This is a genomic window from Kitasatospora sp. NPDC058218 (assembly GCF_042882445.1).
Classification (GTDB): domain Bacteria; phylum Actinomycetota; class Actinomycetes; order Streptomycetales; family Streptomycetaceae; genus Kitasatospora.
On the sequence record NZ_JBHVWC010000040.1, the window covers coordinates 52257 to 69030 of the forward strand.

Sequence of the window (16774 nt, forward strand, 5' to 3'; positions counted from 1 at the left end):
GGCGGGGGCCCTGTGCGGTGAGCGGGCGTCAGCCCAGGTGCGTACGGACCGCTTCGGCCAGCCGCTCGGCGACGGCCTTGGCCTGCACCTGGTCGGCGGCCTCGACCATCACCCGGACCAGCGGCTCGGTGCCCGAGGAGCGCAGCAGCACCCGGCCGGTGGAGCCCAGCTCGGCCTCGGCCTCGGCGACCGCCGCGGCCAGCTCCGGGCTGGTGTTCACCCGGCTCTTGTCCACGCCCTTGACGTTGATCAGCAGCTGCGGCAGGCGGATCATCACGGCGGCCAGGTCGGCCAGCGGCTGCTTGGTGGCGGCCAGCCGGGCGCCCAGCATGAGGCCGGTCAGGGTGCCGTCGCCGGTGGTGGCGTGGTCCAGCAGGATGACGTGGCCGGACTGCTCGCCGCCGAGCGCGAAGCCGTGCTCCTTCATCGCCTCCAGCACGTACCGGTCGCCGACCGCGGTCTGCACCAGCTCCACGCCCTCGCGCTCCATCGCCAGCTTGAAGCCCAGGTTGGACATCACGGTGGCGACGGCCGTGTTGCGGCGCAGGGTGCCGGCCTCCTTCATGGCGACGGCCAGGATCGCGATGATCTGGTCGCCGTCGACCTCGTTGCCGTCCGCGTCGGCGGCCAGGCAGCGGTCGGCGTCGCCGTCGAGCGCGATGCCGAGGTCGGCCCGGTACTCCTTCATCGCGGCGCGCAGCCGGTCCAGGTGGGTGGAGCCGACGCCGTCGTTGATGTTGAGACCGGTGGGCTCGGCCCCCAGGGTGTGGACGACCTCGGCGCCGGCCCGGGCGAACGCCTCGGGCGCGACGTAGGCGGCCGCGCCGTGCGCGCCGTCGATGACGACCCGGATACCGTCCAGGCGGTTGGGCAGCACGCCGATCAGGTGCGCGACGTACTTGTCGAAGCCCTCGGTGTACTCGCGGACGCGGCCGACGGCCTCACCGGTCGGGCGCTTCCACGCCTCGCCGCCGACGGTGTGGGTGCGGTAGTGCGCCTCGATGGCGTCCTCGATGCGGTCGTCCAGCTTGTGGCCGCCCCGGGCGAGGAACTTGATGCCGTTGTCCGGCATGGCGTTGTGGCTGGCGGAGAGCATCACGCCGAAGTCGGCGCCGAGGGCGCCGGTGAGGTAGGCCACCGCCGGGGTGGGCAGCACGCCGACCCGCAGCACGTCGACGCCCGCACTGGCCAGGCCGGCGATGACCGCGGCCTCCAGGAACTCGCCCGAGGCGCGCGGGTCGCGGCCGACCACCGCGACCGGCCGGTGGCCGTCGAAGGCCCCCGCCTCACCGAGAACGTGCGCCGCCGCGACGGACAGCCCGAGCGCGAGCTCCGCCGTCAGCCCCTGGTTGGCCACACCGCGTACGCCGTCCGTACCGAAGAGTCGTCCCACTGTCCCGTCCTCCATCACCGCTGCTGGCAGGTAAAACCCGGCAGTCCATTCGATCGAATCCCAGGCCTGCGCACCATGGCCGGGGAGCACGACGCCCCGGAGTACACGGGGTACTCCGGGGCGTGAGAGCGCAACCAGGGGCGTGCACCACCAGGGCGGCACACCCCTCGGGCGCGACTAGCGCTTGCTGTACTGCGGGGCCTTACGGGCCTTCTTCAGACCGGCCTTCTTGCGCTCGACGGCACGGGCGTCACGCATCAGGAAGCCGGCCTTCTTGAGGGCGGCGCGGTTGTTGTCCACGTCGGCCTCGTTCAGGGCGCGGGCCACACCGAGGCGCAGCGCGTAGGCCTGACCGGAGGTGCCGCCACCCGAGATGCGGGCGACGACGTCGTAGCGACCGTCGAGCTCCAGCAGCTTGAAGGGCTCGTTCACGGTCTGCTGGTGCACCTTGTTGGGGAAGTAGTTCTCCAGGGTGCGACCGTTGATCTTCCACACGCCGGTGCCCGGGACGATGCGCACGCGGGCGATCGCCTCCTTGCGGCGGCCAAGGCCGGCGCCGGGGATGGCCTCGCCGAAGCGGCCGGCCAGCGACTCGGAGGTGTAGCTCTCCTCGGAGGTGTACTCGCCCTCGACGACGGTCTCGTCGAACTCGACCTCAAGGGTTTCAGTGGTCTCGGCCACGGTGTTCCTCAGCTCTTTTCAGTGTTGGGGGGCTAGGTGGCCGGAGTTACTGCGCGACCTGGGTGATCTCGAACGGCACCGGCTGCTGGGCAGCGTGGGGGTGCTGGTCGCCCGAGTAGACCTTCAGCTTCGAGAGCATCTGGCGACCCAGGGTGTTCTTGGGGATCATGCCCTTGATGGCCTTCTCGACGGCCTTCTCCGGGTTGTTCGCCAGGAGGTCGTCGTAGCGGACCGAGCGGAGACCGCCCGGGAAACCGCTGTGGCGGTACGCCAGCTTCTGGGTCTTCTTGTTACCCGACAGGTGCACCTTGTCCGCGTTGATGATGATGACGAAGTCACCGGTGTCAACGTGCGGCGCGTAGATCGCCTTGTGCTTACCCCGGAGGATGTTGGCGGCCTGGGAGGCCAGGCGGCCGAGCACGACGTCGGTCGCGTCGATGACGTGCCACTGACGCTGGACGTCGCCGGGCTTGGGGCTGTACGTACGCACGGTCGTAGCCTCTGCTTTTCAGTGAGTGAGTCCTGACAGGAGCACCCGGTCGAGCGCATCAGCCTGGCCGCCTTGGACGCAATTCAAGGGGGGCCGCTGGGTCGTCGACCTGATATCTCCGGCGTACCGACCTCTCACGTGAGATAGAGCGAGCCAATACGCACAACAAGCACCCAGCCTACTGGGCGCGCCGGGGTGGGTCAAAATCCGCCCGGCCCGGCCGGGCCGGAAAGCGGCCCGGACGGCCCCGTCCGGCGCTCGCGCCGGAGCCGGGCGTGGGCCCGATCAGCGCTCGCGCTCGACCCTGGTGACGTCCCAGACCGGGTCCGCGGACTCGTAGACGCGGCCGTCCGCACCGAACACCAGGAAGCGGTCGAAGGTCTTGGCGAACCAGCGGTCGTGCGTGACGCACAACACGGTGCCGTCGAAGGCCTCCAGGCCGGCCTGCAGCGCCTCGGCGCTCTCCAGGTCCAGGTTGTCGGTCGGCTCGTCGAGCAACAGCGCCGTCACCCCGTCGAGTTCGAGCTTGAGGATCATCAGCCGGGCCTGCTGACCACCGGACAGCGACTCGAACTTCTGCTCCTCCTGGCGGTCCAGCTCGTAGCGGCGCAGCGCCCCCATCGCGGCGCCGCGGCTGAGCGCGTGCTCCTCCTCGACGATCGAGCGCACCGTGCGGCCGAACAGCTCCGGGTGGGCGTGGGTCTGCCGGAAGTGGCCGGGCACGACGCGGGCGCCGAGCTTCCACTGGCCGTTGTGGGCGACCGTGCCGTCGCCGGCGAGCAGCCGCAGGAAGTGCGACTTGCCCGAGCCGTTGGAGCCCAGCACGCCGATCCGCTCGCCGTAGAAGACCTCCAGGTCGAACGGCTTCATCAGGCCGGTGAGCTCCAGCTGCTCCATGGTGAAGGCCCGGACGCCCGTCCGGCCGCCCTTGAGCCGCATGGTGATGTTCTGCTCGCGCGGCGGCTCCTCCGGGCGGCCCGCCTCCTCGAACTTCTTCAGCCGGGTCTGTGCGGCGGCGTAGCGGGTGGCCAGCGCGTGGCTGACCGAGGCCGCCTGGCGCAGGGTGACCACAAGCTTCTTGAGCTTGGCGTGTTCCTCGTCCCAGCGCCGGCCGAGCTCCTCGAACCGGGCGAAGCGGTCCTTGCGGGCCTCGTGGAAGGAGTCGAAGCCGCCGCCGTGCACCCAGACGCTGCTGCCGGCCGCGCCGGACTCGACGCTGATGATCTTCTCGGCGGTGCGGGAGAGCAGCTCGCGGTCGTGCGAGATGTAGAGCACGGTCTTGGAGGTGGACTTGATCGCCTCCTCCAGCCAGCGCTTGCCGGGCACGTCCAGGTAGTTGTCCGGCTCGTCCAGCAGCAGCACCTCTTCGGGGCCGCGGAGCAGCGCCTCCAGCACGAGGCGCTTCTGCTCGCCGCCGGAGAGGGTGTTCAGCCCGCGCCACTGGGCCTTGTCGAAGGGCATCCCGAGGGCGGCCGTGGTGCAGACGTCCCAGTCGGTCTCGTAGTCGTAGCCGCCGACGTCCGCCCAGTCGGAGAGCGCCTGGGCGTAGGCCATCTGCGTCTTCTCGTCGTCCTGGGCGATCATCGCCAGCTCGGCGGCGTCGACCGCGCGGGCCGCGACGGCGATCCGCTCGGGGGCCACCGAGACCAGCAGGTCGCGGACGGAGGCGTCGGCGGGCAGCGGGGCGGGGCCCTGCCGGTCCTCGTCCTCCTGCTTGGCCTCGCGGCCGGTGGTACCGACGAACTGGCGCATCACACCGAGGCCGCCGCTGATCGTCACCGAGCCGCCGTGCGGCTGGAGGTCGCCCGCGATCATGCGCAGCAGCGTGGTCTTGCCGGCTCCGTTGGCGCCCACCAGCGCGACCGCGGTGCCCTCGCCGACCCGGAAGGACGCGTCGTCGAACAGCACCCGCCCGTCCGGCAGGTAGTACTCAAGGTGCGAAATCTCGACGTGTCCCATGCGGACGATTCTCCCAAGCCGCCGCCCAGGACCAAAACGGATTACCCGACGGTCGGCTGCCCCGGCAGCGTCCTGACCCGGCGGGCCAGCCGGCTGCGCTCGGCGAGCTGGTCGTCCGCCGGGTAGCCGACCTCCTCCAGCGTCAGCCCGTACGGCCGGATCACGTTGACCGCGGAGTTGCGCACCCCGCCGGCCAGCACCTCGCCGGGGAACTCCACCGGCCGGTGCCCGTCGCCGACCAGCAGCATCGCGCCGACCAGGGCCCGCACCATGTTGTGGCAGAAGGCGTCGGCGCGGACGGTGGCGACCGCCAGCGTGCCCTCCTGGGAGGCGTAGGAGTCGACCGGGACGCGGTCCCAGCGCAGCTCCAGCAGGGTGCGGATGGTCGTCGCACCCTCGCGCTTCTTGCAGTACGCGGCGAAGTCGTGCTCCCCCAGCAGCAGCGCGGCGGCCGCGTTCATCCGCTCGACGTCCAGCGGCCGGTCGTGCCAGAGCACGTGGCCGCGCAGCAGCGGGTCCACTCCGCCGGGGTGGTCGGCGACCCGGTAGGCGTAGCGGCGCCAGATCGCGGAGAAGCGGGCGTCGAAGCCGGCCGGCGCCTCGCCGAGGCGGTAGATCCGCACGTCCCCGGGCAGTCGTCCGGCCAGCCGGCGCAGCAGCTTCTCGCGGTGCTCGGCCCACAGCTCGGCCGGCAGGTCGACGTGGGCGACCTGGCCCCGCGCGTGCACGCCGGCGTCGGTCCGTCCGGCGACCGTCAGCGGGTGGAGCTCCGAGCTGCGGGTGACGATCTGCAGCGCGGTCTCGATCTCCTCCTGCACCGTGCGGCGCCCGCCGCGCTGGCGGGCCCAGCCGGAGAACTCCGCGCCGTGGTAGGCGAGGTCGAGCCGGACCCGGACGAACCCGTCCGCCGGGCCGTCCTTCGCCGGCGGACGCTCGGCGCAATCGTTGACCACTGCTTCACTCCAGACAGAAGGAACGGGCCCGCTCCCCCACGGAATGGGAGAGCGGGCCCGCACTGCACCCAAGGGTGTCAGGCCTGCTCGGCCTCGGCCTCGTCGGCCTTGGTGTCCTCGACCTTGGTCTCCTCGACCTTGGCCTCGGCCTCCTTGACGGCGCGCTTGGTGGCGCCCTCGGCCTCGCCGACGGCGGTCTGCGCGACGGTCAGCGCCTCGACCAGCTCGATCACGGCCATCGGGGCGTTGTCGCCACGACGGCCACCGATCTTGGTGATGCGGGTGTAGCCACCCGGGCGGTTCTCGTAGCGCGGCGCGATCTCGGTGAAGAGGGTGTGCAGCACGGAGATGTCGGTGATCGTCTTGCGAACCAGACGACGGTTGTGGATGTCGCCCTTCTTCGCCTTGGTGATCAGCTTCTCCGCCAGCGGGCGCATCCGACGGGCCTTGGCCTCGGTCGTGGTGATGCGGCCGTACTGGAACAGCTCCCGGCACAGACCGGCGAGCAGCAGCGGCTCGTGGTGCGGGCCGCCGCCGAGGCGGGCACCCTTGGTGGGACGCGGCATGGAATTACTCCTTGGATCTCCGACTGCGGCCGTACCAGGTACCGCAGCGGGCGGACGGACACGGTGTCCGTACGACTTTCATGATGGTGGGGGCGGCTCCGGGGAACCGCCCCCGCCAGCAAAACGGGGGTCCGGGGGAACTCCCCCGGATCAAGCTCAGTACTGCTCGGTCTCCGCGTAACCCGCGTCGTCCAGGTCGTCGGCGCCGAAGGCGTCGGCGGCGGCGGTCGGGTCGAACCCGGGCGGGCTGTCCTTGAGGGCCAGGCCCATGCCGGCCAGCTTCGCCTTGACCTCGTCGATCGACTTCGCACCGAAGTTGCGGATGTCGAGCAGGTCGGCCTCGGAGCGGGCGACGAGCTCACCCACGGTGTGGATGCCCTCGCGCTTGAGGCAGTTGTACGACCGAACGGTGAGCTCGAGCTCCTCGATCGGCAGCGCCAGGTCGGCGGCCAGGGCGGCGTCCGTCGGGGACGGGCCCATGTCGATGCCCTCGGCGTCGATGTTCAGCTCGCGGGCGAGACCGAACAGCTCGACCAGGGTCTTGCCGGCCGAGGCCATGGCGTCACGCGGGCGCATGGCGGGCTTGGTCTCGACGTCGACGATCAGCTTGTCGAAGTCGGTCCGCTGCTCGACACGGGTGGCCTCGACCTTGTAGGTGACCTTCAGCACGGGGCTGTAGATCGAGTCGACCGGGATGCGGCCGATCTCCTGGCCGGAAGCCTTGTTCTGCACGGCGGAGACGTAGCCGCGACCGCGCTCGACGGTCAGCTCCATCTCCAGCTTGCCCTTGCCGTTCAGCGTGGCGAGGACCAGCTCGGGGTTGTGCACCTCGACACCGGCCGGCGGCGCGATGTCGGCGGCGGTGACCACACCCGGGCCCTGCTTGCGCAGGTACATCACGACCGGCTCGTCGTGCTCCGAGGAGACGACCAGCTGCTTGATGTTGAGGATGAGGTCGGTGACGTCCTCCTTGACGCCCGGCACGGTGGTGAACTCGTGCAGGACGCCGTCGACCCGGATGCTGGTGACAGCGGCGCCGGGGATCGAGGAGAGGAGCGTGCGGCGAAGGGAGTTGCCGAGGGTGTAGCCGAAGCCCGGCTCCAGCGGCTCGATCACGAACCGCGAGCGGAATTCGTCGACGACCTCTTCGGTCAGCGAGGGGCGCTGAGCGATCAGCATGTTCAGATCCTCCAGTTGTCTTCGGCACCCACTATTTGATGCCGAACAGAACCAGCGTACGGGGTCCCGCTAGAAACAGGACCCCGTACGTGGTTTAAAGCAACACCGATGCCCGAAGGCGCTGCGTCAGACGCGGCGGCGCTTCGGCGGACGGCAGCCGTTGTGCGGGGTGGGGGTGACGTCCTGGATCGAGCCGACCTCCAGGCCGGTGGCCTGGAGCGAACGGATCGCGGTCTCGCGGCCGGAGCCCGGACCCTTCACGAAGACGTCAACCTTGCGCATGCCGTGCTCCTGCGCGCGACGGGCAGCGGCCTCGGCGGCCATCTGCGCGGCGAACGGGGTGGACTTGCGCGAGCCCTTGAAGCCGACATGGCCGGCAGAGGCCCAGGAGATCACGTTGCCCGCGGGGTCGGTGATCGAAACGATGGTGTTGTTGAACGTGCTCTTGATGTGCGCGTGGCCGTGAGCGACGTTCTTCTTTTCCTTGCGGCGGATCTTCTTCGCGCCGGCAGCCTGACGACCCTTGGGGGGCATAAGTCTGTTCTCCTACTGAGGTGGTCGGTCCGCTGACCCGCGGGCCGGAGGGATGTCCGGTGACGGGACGGACTACTTCTTGCCCGGCTTCTTCTTGCCGGCGATCGCGCGACGCGGGCCCTTGCGGGTACGCGCGTTGGTGTGGGTGCGCTGACCGCGGACCGGCAGGCCACGGCGGTGACGCAGACCCTCGTAGCAGCCGATCTCGACCTTGCGGCGGATGTCGGCGGCCACCTCACGGCGGAGGTCACCCTCGACCGTGAAGTTGGCGTCGATGTACTGACCCAGCTTGACGAGGTCTTCCTCGGAGATGTCGCGAACGCGGACATCCGGGTTGACGCCGGTCTCGGCGAGGGTGTGCTGGGCGCGGGTACGACCGATGCCGTACACGTACGTAAGGGCGATCTCGATCCGCTTCTCACGGGGGAGATCAACGCCGGCGAGGCGTGCCATTCATGGCTCCTGTGTTTCTTCAGAGGTCTTGCGTGCTGCCTACTCCGACACCTCACGGTGTGGGAGCCCCGGCCTCTGACCGGGGGTGGCAGTCCGTCCCGCGAAGGACGGATCGGGCAGCCCGCTTATGGCTTTTTCGCGTCGCGCGAAGTACTACGAGAAATGCTGGGGAGAACTGATCAGCCCTGGCGCTGCTTGTGGCGCAGGTTGTCGCAGATCACCATGACCCGGCCGTGACGGCGGATCACCTTGCACTTGTCGCAGATCTTCTTGACGCTCGGCTTGACCTTCATGCTTCAGGTTCTCCGGGTCTAGATCTGACGTTCTTACTTGTAGCGGTAGACGATCCGGCCACGCGTGAGGTCGTAGGGGCTGAGCTCCACCACGACCCGGTCGTCCGGCAGGATGCGGATGTAGTGCATGCGCATCTTGCCACTGATGTGCGCGAGGACCTTGTGACCGTTCTGCAGCTCGACCTTGAACATCGCGTTCGGAAGAGACTCGATCACGGTGCCCTCGATCTCAATGGCGCCTTGCTTCTTAGCCATGAACTGCGAGATCCACCTTCCGGGACCGGCTACCGTATGCGGAACGCTCGTGCGAACCTGGGTCCACCCCACCCCCCGAGGGGGAAGAGGGCGTGCTGGAGCACGCTACGAGTGAGCCGACGGTCCATCCTACGTCAGCGCGTCCGATGGGCCAAAACGGGGCCCGGAGGAGGCCGTCGTGCCGCACGGCCGCGGTCACAGACCGGCGGAGACCACCAGCGGCTCGACGTGGGCGGTGCAGGCCGAACAGCGGCGGGCCGCCTCGGGGATCTCGGTCAGGCACTCCGGGCAGGGGCGCTTCGGGGCCTTCGGCTTCTTCGGCAGGTAGCGGGCGGTGGCCTTGGTCACCGGCAGCACGACGCAGAAGTACAGCACCGCGGCGGTCATCAGGAACGCGATCAGCACGTTGAGGAACTGCCCGTACGGGAAGATGACCCCGCCCAGGTTGGCCTTGTAGGAACTGAAGTCGCCGGCGGCACCGACCACCACGCCCACCAGCGGGGTGAGGAACGCCGACACGAAGCCGGTCACCACCCCGGTGAAGGCGGCACCGATGACCACACCGACGGCCATGTCGACCACGTTGCCGCGCATCATGAAGTCGCGGAATCCCTTGAGCACTGCACTCTCCTGCTTGATCGAAGCCGCTGCAGCCACTGAAGCCACTGCCAGCCGATAAAAATAGGACAAAAGCCCTGGAGGTCCAAACCTCCAGGGCTCTGATCCCTTGTCAGACGCGGCAGTTGACCGCCTCCGCGACTAGCCGAGGGGGTCCGGAGCTGCGGTGATGCCCAGCTTCGCGAGTTCGGCCCGGCCGCCGTCGAAGGCCGTCAGCACCAGCGGGCCCTGCTCGGTCACGGCCACCGAGTGCTCCCAGTGCGAGGCCCAGGTGCCGTCGGTGGTCACGACGGTCCAGTCGTCCTCCAGCACGGTGGTGTGCGGGGTGCCCAGCGAGACCATCGGCTCGATGGCCAGCACGGTGCCGGGGACGAGCTTGGGGCCCTTGCCGCGGCCCCGCTCGACGTAGTTCAGCACGTGCGGCTCCATGTGCATCGCGGTGCCGATGCCGTGGCCGCCGTAGCCCTCGGTGATGCCCCACTTGCCCTTGGGCGGCAGCGGCTGGCGGCGGATGAAGCCCTCGATCGCCTTGGAGACGTCGACGAGGCGGTTGCCCTTCTTCATCTGGGCGATGCCGGCCCACATCGAGCCCTCGGTGACCCGGCTGAGCATCTCCACCTCGGGCCGGACCTCGCCGACCGCCACGGTGATCGCCGCGTCGCCGTGCCAGCCGTCCACGATCGCGCCGCAGTCGATCGAGATGACGTCGCCCTCCTGCAGCGCCCGGTCGCCGGGGATGCCGTGCACGACCTCGTTGTTCACCGAGGCGCAGATCACCCCGGGGAACCAGAGGCCGCCGTGGTCGGCGCGGAAGTTCGAGGTGGCGCCGTGGTCGGTGATGACCTTGTCCGCGACGTCGTTCAGCTCCTGGGTGGTCACCCCCGGGGCGACCGCCTCCCGGCAGGCCTTCAGCGCCTCGGCGACGACCAGCCCGGCCACTCGCATCTTCGCGATCTGCTCGGGGGTCTTGATCTCCACCATCTGGCCTCCCAGCCTTGGGGTCCCCGCCGTGCACTCGCCGGGCGGCGGTGCTCTTTTCCCACCTACCCCCGCGGCCGGCCGGCGCCCCCCCGGGGGGGGGCGCCGCGGCCGTAGGGCGTCGCTCGTGATGTCAGCTGTCCTGCTTCAGCGCCTCGATCGCGCGCTGGGTCACCTCGTCCACCTTGCCGAGCGCGGGGATGGTCGCCACCAGGCCCTGCTGGGCGTAGTAGTCGATGATCGGCTCGGTCTCCGTGTGGTAGACCTCCAGCCGCGTCCGCACCTTCTCCTCGGTGTCGTCGGAGCGCTGGTACAGCTCGCCGCCGCACTCGTCGCAGACGCCCTCGGCCTTCGGCGGGTTGTAGTCCACGTGGAAGACGTGGCCCCCGTCGTTGCGGCACAGGCGACGGCCGGCGATCCGGCGGACGACCTCGTCCTCGGGGACCTCCAGGTCCAGCACGCCGTCCAGCGCGATGCCCTGCTCGGCCAGGAACTCGTCCAGCGCCTTGGCCTGGCCAAGGTTGCGCGGGAAGCCGTCGAGCAGGAAGCCGTTGGCGGCATCGGGCTGGAGCATGCGGTCCTTGGCCATCCCGATGGTGACCTCATCCGGCACCAGACGACCCGCGTCCATGAAGCTCTTGGCCTCGAGCCCCAACGGGGTGCCCTGACCGATGTTGGCGCGGAACAGGTCGCCGGTGGAGATGTGGGGGATGGACAGGGTCTTGGCGAGCAGGTGCGCCTGAGTACCCTTCCCGGCCCCGGGAGGCCCGACGAGGACGATACGCATCAGCGGAGGAACCCTTCGTAATTGCGCTGCTGGAGCTGGCTCTCGATCTGCTTCACAGTTTCGAGTCCGACGCCGACGACGATGAGAACGCTGGTGCCGCCGAACGGGAAGTTGGTCTGCTGTCCGAAGGCGACCAGGGCGATCATCGGGATCAACGCGATCAGGCCCAGGTAGAGCGAACCCGGCCACGTGATGCGGGTGAGCACGTAGTTCAGGTACTCGGCCGTCGGCCGGCCGGCCCGGATGCCCGGGATGAACCCACCATACTTCTTCATATTGTCGGCAACTTCTTCGGGGTTGAAGGAGATGGCGACGTAGAAGAAGGCGAAGAAGACGATCAGCAGGAAGTAGGTGGCCATGTAGACGGGGTGGTCACCCTTGACGAAGTTGGTCCTGATCCACGTCGCCCAGCCGGCCTGGCTGCTGGTCAGCTGGACCACCAGGGCGGGGATGTACAGCAGCGACGAGGCGAAGATGACCGGGATGACACCGGCCTGGTTCACCTTGAGCGGGATGTAGGTCGAGGTGCCGCCGAAGGCGCGGCGCCCGATCATCCGCTTCGCGTACTGGACCGGGATCCGGCGCTGGGCCTGCTCCACGAAGATGACCAGCATCACAACGATGACGCCGACCGCGACCACGGAGAGGAACTCGACCCAGCCGTCACCGATGGTGCCGGACTGCTTGATCGCCCACATCGAGCCCGGGAAGCCCGAGGCGATCGAGGTGAAGATGAGGATCGACATGCCGTTGCCGATGCCGCGGTCGGTGATCAGCTCACCCAGCCACATGATGAACGTGGTGCCGGCGGTCATCGTGATCACCATGACGGCGATCCGGAACACCGACTGGTCCGGCACGATCTGGTTGGCGTAGACGCAGCCCGAGAACAGCGCACCACTGGAGGCCGTCGCCACGATGCCGGTGCCCTGGAGCACGGCGAGCGCGATGGTCAGGTAACGCGTGTACTGGGTGATCTTGGCGGTACCGGCCTGCCCCTCCTTCTTCAGCGCCTCGAGTCGCGGGATCACGACGGTGAGGAGCTGGAGGATGATGCTGGCCGTGATGTACGGCATGATGCCGAGCGCGAAGATCGTCAGCTGGAGGAGCGCGCCACCACTGAACAGGTTGACGAGCCCGAACAATCCGCTGCTCTTGGTGTCCTTCACACATTCGTTGACAGCTTGGAAGCTGACCCCGGGAACCGGGACGTGGGAGCCCAGCCGGAACAGCACCATGATGCCCAGCGTGAACAGCAGCTTCTTGCGCAGGTCGGGCGTCTGGAACGCCCGCGCGAACGCACTGAGCACGGTGCCTCCTGCGCCTCCCGCGCGTCGTCGGCGGGAGGGTCGGTCCTGAATGGGGAGTTTGCGGTTCGGGCCCCCGTACAGACGGCACAGGCGAGCCTACGCGCAGCCTACAAGGGAACTCCACGGACTCTAACAGTGCGCGGCCACTCGAAAGAAGCGCGTACGGCCCCTCCCCCACTCACGGGGTACGGGATGCCCGGGTTTGCCACACAAAAGAACGAGGCCCGCAGCCGCCCGGGGGCGGCGGCGGACCACTTCGACAACGCACGAGCCCCGCACCTCCGTGAAGGAGGTGCGGGGCTCGTGGAGAGTCAGCGGGCTCAGACGAGCTCGGTGACGGTACCGCCGGCGGCGGTGATCTTCTCGGTGGCGGAGCCGGAGACGGCGTCGACCGTCACCTGCAGCGCGACCGAGATCTCGCCGGTGCCGAGCACCTTGACGAGGGAGTTCTTGCGAACCGCGCCCTTGGCGACCAGGTCCTCGACCGTGACCGTGCCACCCTGCGGGTAGAGCTCGGCCAGCTTGTCGAGGTTGACGACCTGGAACGTGATCTTGAACGGGTTCTTGAAGCCCTTCAGCTTCGGCAGGCGCATGTGGAGCGGCATCTGGCCACCCTCGAAGCGTGCCGGAACCTGGTAGCGGGCCTTGGTGCCCTTGGTGCCACGACCGGCGGTCTTACCCTTGGAGCCCTCACCACGACCGACACGGGTCTTGGCGGTCTTGGCACCCGGGGCGGGACGCAGGTTGTGAACCTTGATCGGCGAGTCGCCCATAATCAGTCCACCTCCTCGACCGTGACGAGGTGACGCACGGTCTGGGCCATCCCGCGGATCTCGGGACGGTCCTCCTTGACGACCACATCGTGCATGCGCTTCAGACCCAGCGAGCGCAGCGTCTCGCGGTGGTTCTGCTTGCTGCCGATGTAGGACTTGGTCTGCGTGATCTTCAGGCGAGCCATCAGGCGCTCACCCCTGCAGCACGAGCCCGCAGCAGAGCGGCGGGAGCCACGTCCTCCAGCGGCAGGCCACGACGGGCGGCGATCTCCTCGGGGCGCACGAGGCCCTTCAGAGCGGCCACCGTGGCGTGCACGATGTTGATCGCGTTGTCGGAGCCGAGCGACTTCGACAGGATGTCGTGGATACCGGCGCACTCGAGCACGGCACGCACCGGGCCACCGGCGATAACACCGGTACCGGGGGCGGCCGGCTTCAGGAGCACGACGCCGGCAGCCTTCTCGCCCTGGATCGGGTGAGGGATGGTGCCCTGGATACGGGGGACCTTGAAGAAGTTCTTCTTGGCCTCCTCAACACCCTTGGCGATGGCGGCCGGAACCTCCTTCGCCTTCCCGTAGCCGACACCTACGGTGCCGTCACCGTCGCCCACCACGACCAGCGCGGTGAAGCTGAAACGACGACCACCCTTGACAACCTTGGCGACACGGTTGATCGCAACGACACGCTCGACGTAAGCGGTCTTCTCGACGGCGGGGGCGTTACCCCGGTCGTCACGCTTACGGTCGCGCCGCTCGCCACCGCCGGTGCCGCCGCCGGCGCCGCTACCGCGGCGCTGGGGTCCAGCCATTGGAATTACCTCTCTCGATTACGTCCGTCGACTGAGCCGACGAGCGGCTTAGAAGTCGAGCCCGGCCTCACGGGCAGCATCGGCCAGAGCGGCGATGCGGCCTGCGTACCGGTTGCCCGCGCGGTCGAAGACGACCGACTCGATGCCGGCGGCCTTGGCGCGCTCGGCGACCAGGCTCCCGACCTTCTTGGCCAGCTCGGTCTTGTCGCCCTCGACGCCCTTGATGGACACGTCGAGGGTGGACGCCGACGCCAGGGTGTGACCCTTGGCGTCGTCGATGACCTGGGCGACCATGTGGCGGTTCGAGCGGGTCACGACGAGGCGCGGACGCACCTCGGTGCCGGTGACGCGCTTGCGAACACGGATAGCGCGGCGCTTGCGAGCGGCGCTCTTGTAGGCGTTGCCCTTGCCGATCTTGACAGAGACGCTCATCGCTTACTTACCACTCTTTCCGACCTTGCGGCGGATGACCTCGCCCGCGTACTTGACGCCCTTGGCCTTGTACGGGTCGGGCTTGCGCAGCTTGCGGATCTTCGCGGCGACCTCGCCGACCTTCTGCTTGTCGATGCCGTCCACGTGGAACTTGGTGGCCGACTCGACGACGAAGGTGATGCCCTCCGGGGCCTCGACCAGGATCGGGTGGCTGTAGCCCAGCTGGAACTCCATGTTGGAGCCCTTCGCCAGAACTCGATAGCCAACACCGCTGATCTCCAGCGACTTGCGGTAGCCCGCGGTCACGCCGGTGATCATGTTCGCCACCAGCGTGCGGGAAAGGCCGTGCAGGGCCTTCGACAGACGCTCGTCGTTGGGGCGGGTGACGAGCAGCGTGCCGTCCTCGCCCTTGCCGATCTCGATCGGCGCGGCGACGTGGTGGGTGAGGGACCCCTTCGGGCCCTTCACCGAGACCGCCTGGCCATCGATGGTGACGTCCACGCCGGCGGGAACCGGGATGGGCAGCCGTCCAATGCGCGACATTGCTGTACCTCCGTTTCCCGAATTACCAGACGTAGGCGAGAACTTCTCCGCCTACGCCCTTCTTGGCAGCCTGCTTGTCGGTGAGGAGACCGGAAGACGTGGAGATGATCGCCACGCCCAGGCCGCCGAGCACCTTCGGCAGGTTGGTGGACTTTGCGTAGACCCGCAGGCCCGGCTTGCTGATCCGCTTGATGCCAGCGATCGAGCGCTCACGGTTGGGGCCGAACTTGAGCTCGATGGTCAGCTTCTTGCCGACCTCGCCCTCGACGGGCTCCTCAACCTTGTAGGAGGAGATGTACCCCTCCTGCTGCAGGATCTGGGCGACGTGCGCCTTGATCTTGCTGGCCGGCATCGCCACGGTGTCGTGGTACGCCGAGTTCGCGTTACGCAGACGCGTGAGCATGTCTGCGATGGGGTCGGTCATGGTCATGATGGCCTCAGGCCTCTCTCGCCGTGGTTTCTCCGCGCCAGGTCCCCCCGTCGCACTCCGAGGAGTGCGACAGGGGCACAGACGCAGGGGACCTGCGGCGTCGTAAGACTGGGTGCGAGCCCTCCGAAGAGGGTCGACGGCAGCTATGGAGCTCCCGCGACAGGGGGCCCGACCTCACTACCTTACGGGATTCCGTACGTAGCCCCAAAAAGGGGCGCTGTGGGATCGGGCACACCTGCTTCGCGATGGCGTTACCGCGAGGTCCTGACTACCAGGAGCTCTTGGTCACGCCCGGCAGCTCGCCGCGGTGGGCCATCTCACGGAGGCACACACGGCAGAGGCCGAACTTGCGGTACACCGAGTGCGGGCGACCGCAGCGCTGGCACCGGGTGTAGGCCCGGACGCCGAACTTCGGCTTCCGCTCGGCCTTTGCGATGAGGGACTTCTTCGCCATTGGCTCACGCCTCCTTGAACGGGAAGCCCAGAGCGCGCAGGAGCGCCCGGCCCTCGTCGTCGGTCTGAGCGGTGGTCACGACGGTGATGTCCATACCGCGCTGACGGTCGACCTTGTCCTGGTCGATCTCGTGGAACATAACCTGCTCGGTCAGACCGAAGGTGTAGTTGCCACGGCCGTCGAACTGCTTGGGGGAGAGACCACGGAAGTCACGGATACGCGGCAGGGCCAGCGACACCAGACGGTCCAGGAACTCCCACATGCGGTCACCACGGAGGGTGACGTGGGTGCCGATCGGCTGGCCCTCGCGCAGCTTGAACTGCGCGATGGACTTGCGAGCCTTGGTCACGGCCGGCTTCTGACCGGTGATCGCGGTCAGGTCGCGGATCGCACCCTCGATCAGCTTGCTGTCACGGGCGGCCTCGCCGACACCCATGTTGACGACGACCTTGACCAGGCCGGGCGTCAGCATGACGTTCTCGTACGAGAACTGCTCCTGCAGCTGACCCTTGATCTCGGAGTTGTAACGCTCCTTGAGACGGGGGGTCACCTTCTCAACAGACGTCTCAGACATCAGATGTCCTCACCGGTTCGCTTGGCAACGCGGATCTTGTTGCCCTCGTCATCGAAGCGGTAGCCCACGCGGGTGACGACCTTCTTGCCGTCCTTCTCCACGACCAGCTGGACGTTGGAGACGTGCACCGGGGCCTCGACGGTGACGATGCCACCCTGAGTGCCCGGACCCGGCTTGGTGTGCTTCTTGACCCGGTTCACACCCTCGACCAGGACCTTGTTCTCGGCGGGCATGGCCTGGATGACCTTGCCCTGCTTGCCGCGGTCCTTGCCGGTGATGACCTGGACCAGGTCACCCTTCTTGATCTTCAT

24 protein-coding genes are annotated in these 16774 nt (G+C 68.3%); all 24 read right to left on the reverse strand.

Annotated elements, in window-relative coordinates:
* Positions 1-28 precede the first annotated feature (28 nt).
* Positions 29-1393: a phosphoglucosamine mutase gene (gene glmM, locus ACFVYI_RS24600; protein ID WP_387889175.1), complete on the reverse strand. Its 1365-nt coding sequence runs from the start codon at positions 1391-1393 to the stop codon at positions 29-31.
* A gap of 177 nt (positions 1394-1570) precedes the next feature.
* Positions 1571-2074, reverse strand: a complete 504-nt coding sequence (rpsI, locus tag ACFVYI_RS24605; RefSeq protein WP_387889178.1) for a 30S ribosomal protein S9 — start codon at positions 2072-2074, stop codon at positions 1571-1573.
* A 46-nt stretch (positions 2075-2120) separates the two neighbouring features.
* The gene (gene rplM / locus ACFVYI_RS24610; RefSeq protein ID WP_329488106.1) at positions 2121-2564 is read right to left on the reverse strand and encodes a 50S ribosomal protein L13; all 444 of its coding nucleotides are present in this window, start codon (positions 2562-2564) and stop codon (positions 2121-2123) included.
* A gap of 285 nt (positions 2565-2849) precedes the next feature.
* Positions 2850-4523: an ABC-F family ATP-binding cassette domain-containing protein gene (locus ACFVYI_RS24615; RefSeq protein ID WP_387889180.1), complete on the reverse strand. Its 1674-nt coding sequence runs from the start codon at positions 4521-4523 to the stop codon at positions 2850-2852.
* A 41-nt stretch (positions 4524-4564) separates the two neighbouring features.
* Positions 4565-5476 (reverse strand): tRNA pseudouridine(38-40) synthase TruA, encoded by a 912-nt coding sequence (gene truA / locus ACFVYI_RS24620; RefSeq protein ID WP_387889182.1) that lies wholly within the window; start codon positions 5474-5476, stop codon positions 4565-4567.
* Positions 5477-5553: 77 nt separating this feature from the next.
* On the reverse strand, positions 5554-6042 hold the full coding sequence (gene rplQ, locus ACFVYI_RS24625) for a 50S ribosomal protein L17 (RefSeq protein ID WP_360631608.1): 489 nt from the start codon (positions 6040-6042) through the stop codon (positions 5554-5556).
* Positions 6043-6198: 156 nt separating this feature from the next.
* The gene (locus ACFVYI_RS24630) at positions 6199-7221 is read right to left on the reverse strand and encodes a DNA-directed RNA polymerase subunit alpha (protein ID WP_030232516.1); all 1023 of its coding nucleotides are present in this window, start codon (positions 7219-7221) and stop codon (positions 6199-6201) included.
* A 126-nt stretch (positions 7222-7347) separates the two neighbouring features.
* Positions 7348-7755 (reverse strand): 30S ribosomal protein S11, encoded by a 408-nt coding sequence (rpsK, locus tag ACFVYI_RS24635; RefSeq protein WP_030232513.1) that lies wholly within the window; start codon positions 7753-7755, stop codon positions 7348-7350.
* A 72-nt stretch (positions 7756-7827) separates the two neighbouring features.
* Positions 7828-8208, reverse strand: a complete 381-nt coding sequence (gene rpsM, locus ACFVYI_RS24640; RefSeq protein WP_360631611.1) for a 30S ribosomal protein S13 — start codon at positions 8206-8208, stop codon at positions 7828-7830.
* A 179-nt stretch (positions 8209-8387) separates the two neighbouring features.
* The gene (rpmJ, locus tag ACFVYI_RS24645; RefSeq protein ID WP_003956441.1) at positions 8388-8501 is read right to left on the reverse strand and encodes a 50S ribosomal protein L36; all 114 of its coding nucleotides are present in this window, start codon (positions 8499-8501) and stop codon (positions 8388-8390) included.
* Between the two features lie 33 nt (positions 8502-8534).
* Positions 8535-8756: a translation initiation factor IF-1 gene (gene infA / locus ACFVYI_RS24650; protein WP_003956442.1), complete on the reverse strand. Its 222-nt coding sequence runs from the start codon at positions 8754-8756 to the stop codon at positions 8535-8537.
* A 195-nt stretch (positions 8757-8951) separates the two neighbouring features.
* Positions 8952-9377, reverse strand: a complete 426-nt coding sequence (mscL, locus tag ACFVYI_RS24655) for a large conductance mechanosensitive channel protein MscL (protein ID WP_387889186.1) — start codon at positions 9375-9377, stop codon at positions 8952-8954.
* 138 nt (positions 9378-9515) lie between these two features.
* Positions 9516-10355 (reverse strand): type I methionyl aminopeptidase, encoded by an 840-nt coding sequence (gene map / locus ACFVYI_RS24660; protein WP_387889188.1) that lies wholly within the window; start codon positions 10353-10355, stop codon positions 9516-9518.
* A 130-nt stretch (positions 10356-10485) separates the two neighbouring features.
* Positions 10486-11139: an adenylate kinase gene (locus ACFVYI_RS24665; RefSeq protein ID WP_360631621.1), complete on the reverse strand. Its 654-nt coding sequence runs from the start codon at positions 11137-11139 to the stop codon at positions 10486-10488.
* Positions 11139-12449 carry a preprotein translocase subunit SecY gene (secY, locus tag ACFVYI_RS24670; RefSeq protein WP_360631624.1) on the reverse strand — a complete coding sequence of 437 codons (1311 nt, stop codon included), beginning with the start codon at positions 12447-12449 and terminating at the stop codon, positions 11139-11141. The genes ACFVYI_RS24665 and secY overlap by 1 nt, the downstream gene beginning before the upstream one ends.
* A 320-nt stretch (positions 12450-12769) precedes the next feature.
* Positions 12770-13222 carry a 50S ribosomal protein L15 gene (gene rplO, locus ACFVYI_RS24675; RefSeq protein ID WP_387889192.1) on the reverse strand — a complete coding sequence of 151 codons (453 nt, stop codon included), beginning with the start codon at positions 13220-13222 and terminating at the stop codon, positions 12770-12772.
* 2 nt (positions 13223-13224) lie between these two features.
* Complete coding sequence (gene rpmD, locus ACFVYI_RS24680) at positions 13225-13407, reverse strand: 50S ribosomal protein L30 (RefSeq protein WP_030300409.1); 183 nt, start codon at positions 13405-13407, stop codon at positions 13225-13227.
* On the reverse strand, positions 13407-14030 hold the full coding sequence (gene rpsE / locus ACFVYI_RS24685) for a 30S ribosomal protein S5 (protein ID WP_030055834.1): 624 nt from the start codon (positions 14028-14030) through the stop codon (positions 13407-13409). Before rpsE ends, rpmD begins: the two co-directional genes overlap by 1 nt.
* A gap of 48 nt (positions 14031-14078) precedes the next feature.
* Positions 14079-14462, reverse strand: coding sequence for a 50S ribosomal protein L18 (rplR, locus tag ACFVYI_RS24690; protein ID WP_360631627.1), 384 nt, complete (start codon positions 14460-14462; stop codon positions 14079-14081).
* A 3-nt stretch (positions 14463-14465) separates the two neighbouring features.
* Positions 14466-15005 carry a 50S ribosomal protein L6 gene (gene rplF, locus ACFVYI_RS24695; RefSeq protein WP_329488120.1) on the reverse strand — a complete coding sequence of 180 codons (540 nt, stop codon included), beginning with the start codon at positions 15003-15005 and terminating at the stop codon, positions 14466-14468.
* A gap of 22 nt (positions 15006-15027) precedes the next feature.
* A complete protein-coding gene (rpsH, locus tag ACFVYI_RS24700) occupies positions 15028-15435 on the reverse strand; it encodes a 30S ribosomal protein S8 (RefSeq protein WP_030232489.1) in 408 nt (135 codons plus the stop codon).
* A gap of 268 nt (positions 15436-15703) precedes the next feature.
* Positions 15704-15889, reverse strand: coding sequence for a type Z 30S ribosomal protein S14 (locus ACFVYI_RS24705; RefSeq protein WP_030393303.1), 186 nt, complete (start codon positions 15887-15889; stop codon positions 15704-15706).
* 4 nt (positions 15890-15893) lie between these two features.
* A complete protein-coding gene (gene rplE, locus ACFVYI_RS24710) occupies positions 15894-16463 on the reverse strand; it encodes a 50S ribosomal protein L5 (protein WP_030300393.1) in 570 nt (189 codons plus the stop codon).
* Positions 16463-16774 (reverse strand): 50S ribosomal protein L24, encoded by a 312-nt coding sequence (rplX, locus tag ACFVYI_RS24715; RefSeq protein WP_030055828.1) that lies wholly within the window; start codon positions 16772-16774, stop codon positions 16463-16465. The genes rplE and rplX overlap by 1 nt, the downstream gene beginning before the upstream one ends.

Excerpts from the sequence above, each read along its gene's own strand:
- rpsH (WP_030232489.1), bottom strand. The coding sequence starts at position 15,435 with ATGACCATGACCGACCCCATCGCAGACATGCTCACGCGTCTGCGTAAC.
- rplF (WP_329488120.1), bottom strand. The coding sequence starts at position 15,005 with ATGTCGCGCATTGGACGGCTGCCCATCCCGGTTCCCGCCGGCGTGGAC.
- rplO (WP_387889192.1), bottom strand. The coding sequence starts at position 13,222 with ATGGGCGACTCGCCGATCAAGGTTCACAACCTGCGTCCCGCCCCGGGT.
- ACFVYI_RS24665 (WP_360631621.1), bottom strand. The coding sequence starts at position 11,139 with ATGCGTATCGTCCTCGTCGGGCCTCCCGGGGCCGGGAAGGGTACTCAG.
- rplR (WP_360631627.1), bottom strand. The coding sequence starts at position 14,462 with ATGAGCGTCTCTGTCAAGATCGGCAAGGGCAACGCCTACAAGAGCGCC.
- ACFVYI_RS24615 (WP_387889180.1), bottom strand. The coding sequence starts at position 4,523 with ATGGGACACGTCGAGATTTCGCACCTTGAGTACTACCTGCCGGACGGG.
- ACFVYI_RS24705 (WP_030393303.1), bottom strand. The coding sequence starts at position 15,889 with ATGGCGAAGAAGTCCCTCATCGCAAAGGCCGAGCGGAAGCCGAAGTTC.
- infA (WP_003956442.1), bottom strand. The coding sequence starts at position 8,756 with ATGGCTAAGAAGCAAGGCGCCATTGAGATCGAGGGCACCGTGATCGAG.
- rpmJ (WP_003956441.1), bottom strand. The coding sequence starts at position 8,501 with ATGAAGGTCAAGCCGAGCGTCAAGAAGATCTGCGACAAGTGCAAGGTG.
- rpsK (WP_030232513.1), bottom strand. The coding sequence starts at position 7,755 with ATGCCCCCCAAGGGTCGTCAGGCTGCCGGCGCGAAGAAGATCCGCCGC.
- rplQ (WP_360631608.1), bottom strand. The coding sequence starts at position 6,042 with ATGCCGCGTCCCACCAAGGGTGCCCGCCTCGGCGGCGGCCCGCACCAC.
- rplE (WP_030300393.1), bottom strand. The coding sequence starts at position 16,463 with ATGTCTGAGACGTCTGTTGAGAAGGTGACCCCCCGTCTCAAGGAGCGT.
- rpsE (WP_030055834.1), bottom strand. The coding sequence starts at position 14,030 with ATGGCTGGACCCCAGCGCCGCGGTAGCGGCGCCGGCGGCGGCACCGGC.
- rplX (WP_030055828.1), bottom strand. The coding sequence starts at position 16,774 with ATGAAGATCAAGAAGGGTGACCTGGTCCAGGTCATCACCGGCAAGGAC.
- rpmD (WP_030300409.1), bottom strand. The coding sequence starts at position 13,407 with ATGGCTCGCCTGAAGATCACGCAGACCAAGTCCTACATCGGCAGCAAG.
- ACFVYI_RS24630 (WP_030232516.1), bottom strand. The coding sequence starts at position 7,221 with ATGCTGATCGCTCAGCGCCCCTCGCTGACCGAAGAGGTCGTCGACGAA.
- map (WP_387889188.1), bottom strand. The coding sequence starts at position 10,355 with ATGGTGGAGATCAAGACCCCCGAGCAGATCGCGAAGATGCGAGTGGCC.
- rpsM (WP_360631611.1), bottom strand. The coding sequence starts at position 8,208 with ATGGCACGCCTCGCCGGCGTTGATCTCCCCCGTGAGAAGCGGATCGAG.